Annotated in this window: 13 protein-coding genes; 3 read left to right on the forward strand and 10 right to left on the reverse strand. The window is 55.5% G+C overall.

The features are described from left to right. Positions 1-13 precede the first annotated feature (13 nt). The 7 genes from hpaI to LINBF2_RS08180 are packed head-to-tail and all read right to left on the reverse strand — an operon-like array spanning position 14 to position 5,968. Positions 14-820 (reverse strand): 4-hydroxy-2-oxoheptanedioate aldolase, encoded by an 807-nt coding sequence (hpaI, locus tag LINBF2_RS08150; RefSeq protein ID WP_104801090.1) that lies wholly within the window; start codon positions 818-820, stop codon positions 14-16. An 11-nt stretch (positions 821-831) separates the two neighbouring features. Next, positions 832-1,653 carry a 2-oxo-hept-4-ene-1,7-dioate hydratase gene (gene hpaH, locus LINBF2_RS08155; RefSeq protein WP_281888081.1) on the reverse strand — a complete coding sequence of 274 codons (822 nt, stop codon included), beginning with the start codon at positions 1,651-1,653 and terminating at the stop codon, positions 832-834. A 3-nt stretch (positions 1,654-1,656) separates the two neighbouring features. Next, positions 1,657-2,112 (reverse strand): 5-carboxymethyl-2-hydroxymuconate Delta-isomerase, encoded by a 456-nt coding sequence (locus tag LINBF2_RS08160; protein ID WP_104801088.1) that lies wholly within the window; start codon positions 2,110-2,112, stop codon positions 1,657-1,659. A gap of 16 nt (positions 2,113-2,128) precedes the next feature. Beyond that, positions 2,129-3,055 carry a 3,4-dihydroxyphenylacetate 2,3-dioxygenase gene (hpaD, locus tag LINBF2_RS08165; RefSeq protein WP_281888084.1) on the reverse strand — a complete coding sequence of 309 codons (927 nt, stop codon included), beginning with the start codon at positions 3,053-3,055 and terminating at the stop codon, positions 2,129-2,131. Between the two features lie 2 nt (positions 3,056-3,057). Beyond that, positions 3,058-4,515 carry a 5-carboxymethyl-2-hydroxymuconate semialdehyde dehydrogenase gene (gene hpaE, locus LINBF2_RS08170; protein WP_281888086.1) on the reverse strand — a complete coding sequence of 486 codons (1,458 nt, stop codon included), beginning with the start codon at positions 4,513-4,515 and terminating at the stop codon, positions 3,058-3,060. Between the two features lie 23 nt (positions 4,516-4,538). Next, on the reverse strand, positions 4,539-5,306 hold the full coding sequence (locus tag LINBF2_RS08175; RefSeq protein ID WP_281888088.1) for a fumarylacetoacetate hydrolase family protein: 768 nt from the start codon (positions 5,304-5,306) through the stop codon (positions 4,539-4,541). Then, on the reverse strand, positions 5,303-5,968 hold the full coding sequence (locus LINBF2_RS08180; RefSeq protein ID WP_281888090.1) for a fumarylacetoacetate hydrolase family protein: 666 nt from the start codon (positions 5,966-5,968) through the stop codon (positions 5,303-5,305). Before LINBF2_RS08180 ends, LINBF2_RS08175 begins: the two co-directional genes overlap by 4 nt. 181 nt (positions 5,969-6,149) lie before the next feature. Here LINBF2_RS08180 and hpaR point away from each other — a divergent pair, with 181 nt between their 5' ends. Next, positions 6,150-6,599: a homoprotocatechuate degradation operon regulator HpaR gene (hpaR, locus tag LINBF2_RS08185; protein WP_104801083.1), complete on the forward strand. Its 450-nt coding sequence runs from the start codon at positions 6,150-6,152 to the stop codon at positions 6,597-6,599. 3 nt (positions 6,600-6,602) lie between these two features. Here hpaR and LINBF2_RS08190 read toward each other — a convergent pair whose 3' ends face one another. Then, positions 6,603-7,286 (reverse strand): helix-turn-helix domain-containing protein, encoded by a 684-nt coding sequence (locus LINBF2_RS08190; RefSeq protein ID WP_281888093.1) that lies wholly within the window; start codon positions 7,284-7,286, stop codon positions 6,603-6,605. Positions 7,287-7,386: 100 nt separating this feature from the next. Between LINBF2_RS08190 and LINBF2_RS08195 the strand changes: the two genes are divergently transcribed. Beyond that, positions 7,387-9,282, forward strand: a complete 1,896-nt coding sequence (locus LINBF2_RS08195; protein ID WP_281888095.1) for an FAD-dependent monooxygenase — start codon at positions 7,387-7,389, stop codon at positions 9,280-9,282. A 77-nt stretch (positions 9,283-9,359) separates the two neighbouring features. Here LINBF2_RS08195 and pobA read toward each other — a convergent pair whose 3' ends face one another. Continuing rightward, positions 9,360-10,544 carry a 4-hydroxybenzoate 3-monooxygenase gene (gene pobA, locus LINBF2_RS08200; RefSeq protein WP_281888097.1) on the reverse strand — a complete coding sequence of 395 codons (1,185 nt, stop codon included), beginning with the start codon at positions 10,542-10,544 and terminating at the stop codon, positions 9,360-9,362. A gap of 137 nt (positions 10,545-10,681) precedes the next feature. Between pobA and LINBF2_RS08205 the strand changes: the two genes are divergently transcribed. Beyond that, entirely contained in the window at positions 10,682-11,464 is a 783-nt protein-coding gene (locus LINBF2_RS08205; RefSeq protein WP_281888099.1) for an IclR family transcriptional regulator C-terminal domain-containing protein, read from the forward strand. On the opposite strand, the gene otnI is transcribed toward LINBF2_RS08205, so the two are convergent. Beyond that, a complete protein-coding gene (otnI, locus tag LINBF2_RS08210) occupies positions 11,448-12,284 on the reverse strand; it encodes a 2-oxo-tetronate isomerase (RefSeq protein WP_281891308.1) in 837 nt (278 codons plus the stop codon). The two genes, LINBF2_RS08205 and otnI, sit on opposite strands and share 17 nt — an antisense overlap. Positions 12,285-12,364: the final 80 nt, after the last annotated feature.

Genomic DNA, 12,364 nt, shown 5'->3' on the forward strand with positions numbered 1-12,364 from the left:
GGGGAATTTCGTTTCAATAAACTTTGGGGGAGTTGTCGGTCACGGCGTTGCGTGGCCCTTTGAATGCAGCCGCTAACTCTGTGGCCGTTCGCACCAGCAACGTGGTGTCCACACCCACGGCCACAAACTGCGCACCTGCTTCGAGATACATGTGGGCCATTTTTTGATCGGCCATCAAGATGCCAGCGGCTTTGCCTGCGGCACGCACAGTGGCAATGCCTTGCACAATGGTTTTCACCACCTCAGGATGTGCAGGTTGGCCGCGGTAGCCCATCGACGCCGACAAATCTGCGGGGCCGAAAAACACACCATCGACGCCATCGACCGACGCAATGGCTTTGAGGTTTTGCACAGCCAAACTGGTTTCGGCTTGCACCAGTAAACACATTTCGTCGTCGGCTTGTTTGAGGTAATCGGTCACTTGGTTCCAACGCGAAGCACGTGCCAACGCAGCCCCCACACCACGAATGCCATGGGGTGGGTAGCGCATGGCCTTGACCATCAACGCGGCTTGCTCGGGCGTGTCAATCATGGGCACCAACAAAGTTTGTGCGCCCACATCCAAATACTGCTTGATGAGTGCCACATCGCCTTGCACGGGGCGCACGACGGGGTGCACGGGGTAAGGCGCCACGGCGCGCAGTTGTTCCAGCACGGTGCGCACATCGTTGGGTGCGTGTTCGCCATCGAGCAGCAACCAATCAAAGCCGCAACCGGCCAAGGCTTCGGCCACGTTGGCGTCAGCGAGGCCCACCCACAAACCAATTTGGCTTTGGCCTGCTTTGAGCGCGTCGCGGAATGTGTTTTTGGTGATTTGCATGGTACGTCGCCTTACACAAAACGGAATTGCAGTTGACCCAGATCACCGTAGTCAGCATCAAACACGTCACCGGCTTTGGCGGGCACGGGCTTGGTGAAGGAACCCGCCAACACGATTTCGCCCGCCTTCAAATACTCATCCCAAGGGGCCAGCTTGTTGGCCAACCAAGCAATGCCCACGGCGGGGTGGCCTTGCACGCCTGCCGCCAAACCGGTTTCTTCCACCACGGTGTTCAAACGCAAAATTGCACCGCACCAAGGCAAGTTGGTGGTGTGTGGATCCACGCGCTTGGCACCCAACACGATGCCAGCGTTGGCGGCGTTGTCGCTGATGGTGTCAAACACTTTGCGCATCACTTTGGTGTGACGGTCAAACTGTTCAATGCGTGAGTCGATGATTTCAATCGCAGGCGTCACGTACTCGGTGGCGTCCAACACTTGCTCAACAGTGACATTAGGTCCGCGCAAATCTTTCTTCAAGATGAACGCCAACTCCACTTCGACACGGGGTGCGATGAAGTTATGCATGGGGATGTCCAACACCTGACCTGGGGTGCACTCGTAACGCATGTAGTCGAGCAAGGTGCCGTAGTCGGGCTCGTCAATTTGGCTGGCTTGTTGCATGGCACGACTGGTCAAACCAATTTTGTGACCGATGACTTGGTGGCCTTCGGCGTATTGCAGTTGCATCCACGCACGGTTGATGCGGTAGCCGTCTTCGATGGTCATGCCGGGAAAACGTTTGGAGAAGTGCTCAATTTGCACGCGTGATTTTTCAGACTGATGCAGCTCTTGCGCCAGTGCTTGAATTTGGGCTTCGGTGAAAACAGACATCGTTCAGTTCTTTTGAAACAAAGGGTGAATATTGCTGTGCTTGGCGTCAAACACTTCGGAGCCCACATCGATTTGCAAGGTGATGCCGATGTGGCGTTGTGCCATGACGGGGGCAAAAAATGCCTTGGCCACTTCGACCAAGGTTTGTCCAGCGCGCTGCTGTGTGGCTTCGCTTCGGCCTTTGCCCATGCGCACGTTGAGGTACACAAAGGCATAGTCGCCAGAGCCGCCGTGTGGGTTGCCTTCAAACTGCGCCGCCGCTTGCCCTGCTGCGCCACCATCGGCCACGGCATAGTGCGGCGCTGGATAGGCCAACACGCGTGTGCCACCTGTGGGGAACACTTGTTTGTCGGTTTCGTCTTTGACGGTCAACATGGCGTCAGCCATTTGACGGCACAAAGTCGTCATGTTCACTTCCGCATCGAGCTGGCCGGTGTAAAGAATCACAAGGTGTGGCATGGCGTTCTCGCAAACATCACAAACGTGAACTGATGGCGGTGTAGCCATCCGCGCTGCTGGCCACGGCTTTGGGCACCTGAGCGCCGTCTTGCGGTGTCACATCAAAAATGGCATTGAGCTGGCCTGTGCCACTCGCGCCGAAGTACGGCGTCACGATGTCCGCCTCACCGTCATAGGCCGTCCAACCAAGTGCACCCATCAACATGGCGGTGTCGTGCATGAAGCCTTCGCCGTGGCCTTTGCTGGCGTACTCGGGCAGCATTTCGCAAAAGGCTTTCCATTCGCGGTTGTGCCACATTTGCAGCACTTGCTTGTCGAGCTGCTCGAGGAACGGGCTCCAAATCTTGTGCGCAAATTCTGGCGCCAAACCGTTTTGCGCAAAACGGTGTGAGAGTGAACCGCTGGCCAAAAAAGCCACCTTGCCGTCGTAATGTTTTTCCACGGCTTCGCGCATGGCCCAGCCCAGACGAGCGCTGTCGTTTAGGTAATGCACCATGCACAACGCCGAGACCGACACCACTTTGAAGTGCTGGTCTTCGTTCATGTAGCGCAGTGGCACCAGCGTGCCGTACTCGGGGTCGAGTGTGGTGTTGTCGTGCGCCAGTGTCTCCACGCCCTGCTCGTTGGCAACCTTGGCGAGCAGGTGGCCCAGCTCGGGGTTGCCTGGTGCCTCAAACGCCATGTGATTAATAAAGTGGGGCAATTCGTTGCTGGTGTAGTTGCCCTTGAAATGCGGCGCGCAGTTGATGTGGTAATTCGCATTGACCAGCCAATGCGTGTCAAACACCACCAAGGTGTCCACACCCATGTCGCGACAGCGACGGCTGATTTCTTTGTGGCCATCAATGGCGCTTTGACGTGTGCCAAAGCGCGGACCTGGCTGCTCGCTCAAGTACATGCTGGGCACGTGTGTGATTTTGGCGGCTAATGCGAGTTGGCCCATGATCAAACTCCCCAGTGTGGAATGTGGTGGCTGCCCATCGACACGGCCACGTTTTTGGGTTCGCAAAACACTTCGTAACTCCAAGTGCCACCTTCGCGACCTGTGCCGCTGGCCTTGGTGCCACCAAAAGGTTGGCGCAAATCACGCACGTTTTGGCTGTTCACAAAGCACATGCCTGCTTCGATGGCGGCGGCCACGCGGTGGGCTTTGCCAATGTTCTCGGTCCACACATAGCTGGACAAACCGTACTCAATGTCATTGGCTTGGCGGATGGCATCGGCTTCGTCGGTGAACGGAATCAAACACGCCACGGGGCCAAAGATTTCTTCTTGCGCAATGCGCATGCGGTTGTCCACGTCGGCAAACACTGTGGGGCGAACGAAATTGCCTTTTTGCAAATGCGCGGGCAACTCGGGTGCATCCAAACCACCACACAAGATGGATGCGCCTTCTTTTGTGCCCAACTCGATGTAGCTGCGCACCTTGGCCAAATGGCCTTGGCTGATCATGGGGCCAATGATGGTTTTGTCATCCAAGGGATCACCCACCACGATGCGTTTGGCACGCTCGGCAAACTTGGCGGCGAAGTCGGCATAAATGCTCTTTTGCACCAAGATGCGGCTGCCCGCTGTGCAGCGCTCGCCGTTGTTGCTGAAGATCATGAAGATGGCGGCATCCAATGCGCGATCGAGATCGGCATCTTCAAAAATCACAAACGGTGATTTGCCGCCGAGTTCCATGCTGAACTTTTTGAGGCCCGCAGCTTGCACAATGCGATTGCCCGTCACGGTAGAACCAGTGAAAGAAATGGCACGCACATCGCGATGCGCACACAGCGGCTCGCCAGCTTCTTTGCCGTAGCCATGAACCACATTCAACACACCCGCAGGCACGCCGGCCTCAAGGGCCAACTCACCCAATCGGGCAGCGGTCAAAGGCGACAACTCGCTCATCTTCAACACAGCCGTGTTGCCAAATGCCAAACAAGGCGCCACTTTCCACGTGGATGTCATGAATGGCACGTTCCAAGGGGAAATCAAGGCGCACACGCCCACGGGGTGGAACAAGGTGTAGTTCAGATGCGTTGGCGTTGGGTAGGTGTGGCCATCCACACGCGTGCACATTTCAGCGAAGTAGTAAAAGTTATCGGCAGCGCGTGGCACCAACTGTTTGCCTGTTTGGCTGATGGTTTGGCCTGTGTCTTTGGTTTCGGCTTGTGCGATCTCGGGCACGTGCTTGGCAATCAAGTCACCCAGATTGCGCATGATTTTTGCGCGCTCAGTCGTGGGGCGTGCAGCCCACGCTGGAAATGCATCTTTGGCTGCTTGCACGGCAGCATTGACTTCCACGGAGGTGCCGCTGGCAACTTCAGCCAAGACCTCTTGTGTCGCTGGATTCACCGTCTCAAAGTACTGGTTGGCGCTGACGGCTTTGCCGTTGATCAAGTGTTCGATACGCATATGCTTCTCCTACATCCAAAAAATTAACGACCAAACGTGGCATCCGCCACGATGGTGTTGACCAGCCGACCGATGCCGTCGATCTCGGTGACGACCTCATCGCCCACATTCACATTGACCACACCATCCGGCGTGCCCGTCAAGATCACGTCCCCTGGGTTGAGCGTCATGAAGCCGCTCAAATATTCAATCAAGGTTGGAATATCCGAAATCAAATCAGCGGTGTTGCCTTGTTGTGTGACCACCCCGTTGACCAACGTGCGCAGCGACAACGCGTGTGGATCAGCCACATCTGCGGCATCCACAAACCAAGGCCCCAACACCGTGCCGCCATCGCGGTTTTTCACGCGCAAGTTGGGACGGTAGTAGTTCTCTAAGTAATCCCGAATCGCATAGTCATTGGCCACGGTGTAGCCAGCGACGTATTGCATCGCGTCTGCACGCTTGACGTTTTTGGCCGTTTTACCAATGACGACGGCCAGCTCGCACTCGTAGTGCATAAAGGCAACGCCTTCAGGGCGACGGGTTTGCGCACGATGGCCAATCAAAGAGCTGCGACCTTTGAGAAACGCCAGCGGCTCATCTTTGGCGGTGACCGTCAACTCTTTGGAGAGTTCTTTCACATGGTCTGCATAGTTCAAGCCCAAAGCGATGATGGTGCCCACCTCAAAAGGCGGCAACCAAACCACCGCGTCTTCAGCGACCACGCGGCCATCGGCCAACTTCAAACCTGCAGGGTGCTCGTAGGCTTCATGAATGGCGCCACCATAAGCTACTTTTGCGCGATTCATACCAACTCCTCCGCGACCAATGTATTTTCAATTTGACCCACGCCAGCGATGCTGACGGTCACGCGTTGCCCCGCATGTGCGAGGGGTGCATTGGCAGAGATGCCAATGCTGAGAATGTCACCCGGATGTAAGGTCATGAACTCTGTGACGTCGACCAACAACTGAGCCACCGAGCGAATACGCCCCCCCGTGTCTGTGTGTTGCACCACCACGCCATCAATCGCCACGGTCATGGTGAGCGCGTCAGGGTTGACCACCGCCGCACGCGGCACATAGGCACCCATGGGGCAAAAACCATCACGGCATTTGAAGCGCATGGAGGGGCGATAAAACGAGTCATGCGGCACGCTGATGTCGTTCAACACCACATAGCCAGCCACGTGGTTCAACGCATCCGCAACGCTGACCTTAGAAGCCACACGGCCAATGACCAGCCCCAACGTTGCCCCCATTTGCAGCTCAGGCGCATCCGATGGCACCACCACCGCATCGCCACTTTGCGCCCACGTATTGCGCGGCTTGATATACAGAATCGGTGCTTTGGGTGGCGCCTTGTAAGGCGCCACATTCACCTGATCACCCAAAGCCGCCAAGGCTTCGCGATGGTTTAACAATGTGCCGTACACAGTGCTCCCGTGGGGCATTTGAAAAATATTCGACATGGTCAATTCTTTGAGGTGATGCATTTTGCTAACATGTACGTAATTTAAACACTCACTTGTTAGTAAGTCAATCCGACTTGGATGATTTTTTCACCGGTGTTATCCCTAGATTGCCTTCCGCCCAATCCTCAGGCTCGTCTTGAATTCGGTACAGTTCGCTCGGTCAACCTGATTTAAACCAATGAAAAGCCCGCTTCGGCATAAGAATTTGCCCCACCTCCTCCTGCAATCAAGGGAAGCCTTGATGAGCCGTTTTCGCCCTGTGCTGAATCAGCACGGCGTAACCGAGCAGCAGTGGCGAATTCTGCGTGTACTGCTGGACGAAGATGGCTTGGAACCTCGTCAGTTGTGCGAGCGTTGCTTGATTTCCAGCCCCAGCATTGCCGGGGTTCTGATGCGCATGGAAGAAGCTGGGTTGATCAAACGTGAACGCATGGAACACGATCAGCGACGCGTCAAAGTAACCGTCACAGCAGCCACAAAAAAGTTGGGTAAAAGCATTGCCCCCATCATCGAGCGCGAATACCTAGAGCTTGAAAAGAAAGTGGGCGTCAAGCAATTGCAGCAGGTGTATGACACGCTCGACACCTTGCTGCAAAACCTCGACAGCCACGAAGAAATCGGCGACTGACGGTTAGCCCATCACCGCGCAAATGCGATTCGCTGCCGCCGTGAGCGCCTTGGCCACCTTGGCCACGTTCACCTTGTGCGGTATGTAAAGCACCGCAATCGCAGCGGGCTGACCACTAGAGAGATGCAGGGGCACCGCAATGGACGCAATGCCGTGGATCACCTCGTTTTCACTCACCTCAAACGGTTGCGGTGGGAATATTTTTGGCTTTAACAGCGACTGAATCACCTTGCCCGGCGCCCCCTGACCCACGGCATGTCGGCTACCTGGCTTCTTGCCCAAGGTTGTCTCTAAGTTTTTAGGTTCTGCACTGCTCAACGTCACGGCGAATTCACCGTCATAGGCCACCAAAAAAGCAGTCATCTCCAACGCCTCGGCAATGGCTGCGAGTTCAGGGGCTGCTGCCGAACGCAAGTCTTTGGCAACGCCACGCGCAAGGATGGCCAGCTTAGAACCGACGATGAGTCCACCCGACACATCGCGTTCGACAAAGCCACTCTGTTCCAACGTCTTGACAAGGCGGTAGCCCATGGAGCGGTGGATGTTCAACTGCTGCGACAGCGCCGCAACGCTGATGGGCTCAGGCACGCTGCCAATGATTTCTAGCGCAGTCAGACCTCGCGCCAAGGTCTGAGAGCCGCCATCTGCTTTGGACTCACGGGAATTCACGGTTTGTAGTTTTGTCATCAGGTCACCCATTGAATGCTTGCGTTGAATGTCATGCCTCGGTTAGACTATCTCTATATTTGACATTATGTTGCAATTATAGAGACAAAGGAGACCACTCATGCAATTCCACCATCGCGGTTACGTTTCAGAAAACCCCCGCATCAAACCGGCCGCCGGCCACGGCATCAACCGCCCAACAGAGATTCCTGATGAGATGGATGTGCTCATCGTTGGCACAGGCCCCGCCGCCGTGACCGTTGCGGCACAGCTCGCCCATTTCCCCAGCATCAACGTGCGCGCCATCGAGCGACGCGAAGGCCGTTTGACACAAGGACAAGCGGACGGCATTCAGGCCCGATCAGTCGAAACCTTCCAAGCATTTGGCTTTGCCAATGCCATCGTGGATGAGGCCTACCGCAACGTCGAGATGTGTTTTTGGAAGCCCGATGAGAAGAACCCCGAAAACATTGTGCGAGTCTCGCGCGTGCCCGATGACGCCCATGGCGTGAGTGAGTTTCCACATATCTATGTGAACCAATCACGTGTCTTGGATTACTTCTTGGGTTATGCAGAACAAGCACCAGGCAAAGTCCTGCCCGATTACGGCGTTGAATTTGTTGACTTAGAAATTGACGAGAGCCATGACTACCCAGTGGCGGCTCGCATCAAATACATCGCAGGCCCACGCCAAGGCGAAGTGCGCACCGTGCGGGCCAAATATTTGGTTGGCGGCGATGGTGCACGCAGCAACGTGCGCACCGCACTCGGACACAAACTAGAAGGCGATGCCTCACTACATGCCTGGGGCGTGATCGACGTGTTGTGCAACACGGACTTCCCAGACTTTCAGGTGAAGTGTTCTATTCAGTCACACAGCGCAGGCAACATCCTGTTGATCCCTCGTGAAGGTGGTTACCTCTCACGCTTGTACGTTGATCTCGGCAACCTCGATGAGAACGATGCGGGTGAAATTCGCAAAACCAGTCTGGACGAAATCATCCGTCGCGCCAATGCCATCTTGCATCCCTACACCTTGGATGTGAAGAGCATTGCTTGGTGGTCGGTCTACGAAGTGGCACATCGCGTGACCACAGGCTTTGACAACGTCCCTGCGGATCGCATCGGTGAGCAGCATCCTCGTGCCTTCATCATGGGCGATGCGTGTCACACACACTCGGCCAAAGCTGGCCAAGGCATGAACGTGTCAATTCAAGACGGCTGGAACCTGTCTTGGAAACTCGCGGCGGTGCTTGAAGGCCGTGCACCGGCATCACTGCTCGACACGTATTCGTCCGAGCGTCGCGTGATTGCACAAGACCTCATCAACTTCGACAAAGAGTGGTCCACACTCATGGCCCGCCCTGTCGAAGAATGGGATGACCCGCAAGACTTGGCGCGTTGGTACGAGAAAACAATTGAGTTCCCCATGGGGTTCATGACGCAGTACCCCAAGAACCAGATCGTTGCAGGCCTTGAACACCAAGATTTGGCAACAGGTTTCCCGATTGGTAAACGCTTCAAATCCACCGAGGTGATGCGACGCGCTGACAACCGTTGGCGCCACCTGGGCCACTTGCATGAGGCCGATGGCCGCTGGCGTGTGTATGTGTTTGCAGATGGCGCAGCACCGGCAAACTCAGGTACACCCACAGCCGACTTCGCACAATGGTGGCTGAACGACGCAGAGTCACCTCGCGTGAAGTACACACCGCACAACAGCGACACAGATGCCATTTTTGACACCAAGGTGGTCTACCAACAAGACTACACCCAGGTGGAACCAAGCGATGTGCCTGCAGTCTTCAAGCCCATCAAAACACCGTTTGGTCTTGTCGATGTGAATCAGATCTTTGCATCAGGCCATGGGCGCGACATCTTCCGCGATCGCGAAATCCATCAGGACGGCGCCATCGTGATCGTGCGCCCAGATCAGTATGTGGCAGGTATCTTCCCGCTCAATGCACGCCATGAACTGAAGACGTTTTTCGCGCAACACATGTTGCCAGCGAAGTAAGGTCACACAACAGTTCTTGAACTGAAAAAAGCCTGATGGTTGACCCATCAGGCTTTTTCATTGGGGCTCTGCTGAGCTTATTCGCCGAAATTCAGAGGCAAGCCCACATAGTTTTCAGCCACCGTGCGCGAACCTGACTCGCTGTGGATGAGGTAATCCAACTCAGCCTCTTGGAACTTCTGACCAATCTCGCCTTGATCTGGGAAACGGTGCATCAAGCTGGTGAACCACCAAGAGAAGCGCTCTGCACGCCAGATGCGCGCCAAACAACGGGTGGAGTAATGGTCGATGCCTGCGTGTGATTTTTCGACACACGCCTCAATCAGTGCATCCGACAAATACTTCACATCGGTGGCGGCCAAGTTCAAACCTTTGGCACCTGTCGGTGGCACGATGTGGGCGGCGTCCCCTGCCAAAAACAACGCGCCAAAGCGCATGGGCTCAGTCACAAAGCTGCGCAAAGGGGCAATGCTTTTTTCAATGCTTGGGCCTGTCACCAAGTTATCGCACGCTTCGGGGTCCAAGCGGTTACGCAACTCACCCCAGAACGCGTCGTCACTCCACTGCTCCACTTTGTCGGTCAGCGGCACTTGCAAGTAGTAACGGCTGCGTGTGAGGCTGCGCTGCGAGCACAAAGCAAAACCACGCGGACTATTGGCGTAAATCAATTCTTCATGCACAGGCGGCGTGTCGGACAACACACCCAACCAGCCGAAGGGATACACCTTTTCAAACTCTTGAATCGACTTGCGCGGCACGCTGGCACGGCACACACCGTGGAAGCCATCGCAACCCGCAATGAAGTCACACGAGATGGTGTGGCTTTTGCCGTCCTTGCTGTAGCTGACGCTGGGGTGATCGCTGTCAAAGTCGTGGATCTGCACATCGTCGGCTGCGTAGATCGAGGTCAAGCCAGCCGCTTGGCGTGCATCCATCAAATCACGGGTGACTTCGGTTTGGCCATAGACCATCACTTTTTGACCGCCTGTGAGGCCAGCCAAATCGATGCGGTGACGCTCGCCTTTGAACAGCAAATCAAAGCCGGTATGCACCAAGCCTTCTTTGTTCATGCGTTGGTCAACGCCCGCCTGAGCCAACACGTCCAAGGTCACTTGCTCCAGCACGCCCGCACGGATGCGGCCCAGCACGTAGTCTGGGCTTTGACGTTCCAAAATGATGGCATCCACGCCCGCCTTGTGCAGCAGTTGCCCCAACAACAAACCCGAAGGGCCCGCACCCACAATCACCACTTGTGTACGCATGTCTCAAATCCTTGTGTGTTTAGAAGTGCCGTGAGATTAAAGGCGTATTTGATTTAACGCAAAGTCCAACAGGCAATCATGCGCGGTGATTAGAATGATTGCACGATCATCGCGCAACCTACCCACAACGAAGCACCATGAACAAAGCTGACTGGATTGAAGGCATGGCCCGTGGCATGGCCGTGTTAGAAAGTTTTGACACCGAGCGCCAACGCCTCAACGCGACGCTCACAGCACAACGCACCGGCCTGACCCGTGCAACCGCACGCAGGCATCTGCTCACACTCACCCACTTGGGATATTTGGAAACCGATGGTCAGTATTACTGGTTGTCCGCCAAAGTGCTGGGGTTTGCGGGGAGTTATTTGTCAGGTGCTCGATTGCCGCGCGCGGTTCAGCCCACCTTGCATCAGCTGAGCTTGGCCACGCAACTGTCGTGCTCTGTCGCGGTGCTGCAAAACGATGCGGTGATCATCGTGGCAAGAGGTATTTGGCAAGGACCAGACTTGCCCATCAAGGCCAGTCATCACGTGCTGGCCTACGGCCTGCATGTGGGCACACGCTTGCCCGCGCATGCCACATCAACGGGGCAAGTGCTGCTGGCCAACTTGACACCGCCAGAGATGAAAACATGGCTAGAGGCCAATCCATTGAGTCGCTTAACGGCACACACCGCCACACAGGTGAAAGACTTGAAACAAAAACTCAAGCGCATCGCCAAGCAAGATTACTGCTTGGCGACACAAGAGCATGAATTAGGGGTTGACGCTTTGGCTGTACCGCTGCGCAATCAGCGTGGCGACACGGTGGCTGCGCTGAACTTGGTGCGTTCAGGCGCAGCCCCCAACGCACCAGATTTAGCAACGCGCTGGCTGCCTTTGCTGCAACAAACTGCGCAAGCCCTCAGGCCGTTGATTTGAGCAGCCAGTCAAGACCACGCGAAGTCCCGCCACTGCTTGTGTCGGCTGGTATGTATTCACAACCAATCCAGCCATTCCAATTGGTGTCGAGGCTGATGCGATCAATCAGCGCGAACACATGAGCCCAATTGACCTCGCCTGTACCTGGCTCGTGACGGCTAGGTACATCCGCGATCTGAAAATGCCCCACCCGAGCTGTGGGCAGATATTGACTGATCTTGATTGAAAGATCGCCTTCAACGATTTGACAATGAAAAAGATCCATCTGCACTTTTAAGTTCGGTGCGTTCACCGAATCAAGAATGGCATGCGCATGGTCTTGGCGTTGCAAATGAAAGCCAGGAATGCTCCGCGGGTTGATGGGCTCGATCATCAAGTCGCAACCCACTTTGGCAGCTTGTTCGGTGGCCCACTTGAGGTTGTCAATGAGCGTTTGGTCTGCCTGCGTTGCACTTAAATCTGCGGGGCGTACACCAACCATGGCGTGGATGCGAGGACAGTCCAACACCTCCGCATAAGCCAACGCCAGCGACAAGCCGGCCTGAAACTCAGCCTCACGTCCGGGTAGGCATGCTGTGCCACGATCTCCCAATTCCCAACAACGCTGCGCATCATCTGAGGTCATGCCACCAGGCGGGGTATTGAAAAGCACTTGCTGCAAACCGTTGCCTTTGAGGCGTGCTGCCAATTCAACAGCGGGATAGGCATAAGGAAAAAGATATTCCACAGCATTGAAACCATCCTTCGCTGCGGCCTCGAAACGTTCGAGAAAAGGCAGATCCGAATACATCATGGTCAGGTTGGCAGCAAAACGGGGCATGGTTCTTCCTTGAATGTGTCTTACCAGCGGGCACCAAACGTGATGCGCAGCTCTAACGTATGAAACCAATGTACCCGCTT

It is taken from the genome of Limnohabitans sp. TEGF004, assembly GCF_027924965.1.
GTDB lineage: Bacteria > Pseudomonadota > Gammaproteobacteria > Burkholderiales > Burkholderiaceae_C > Limnohabitans.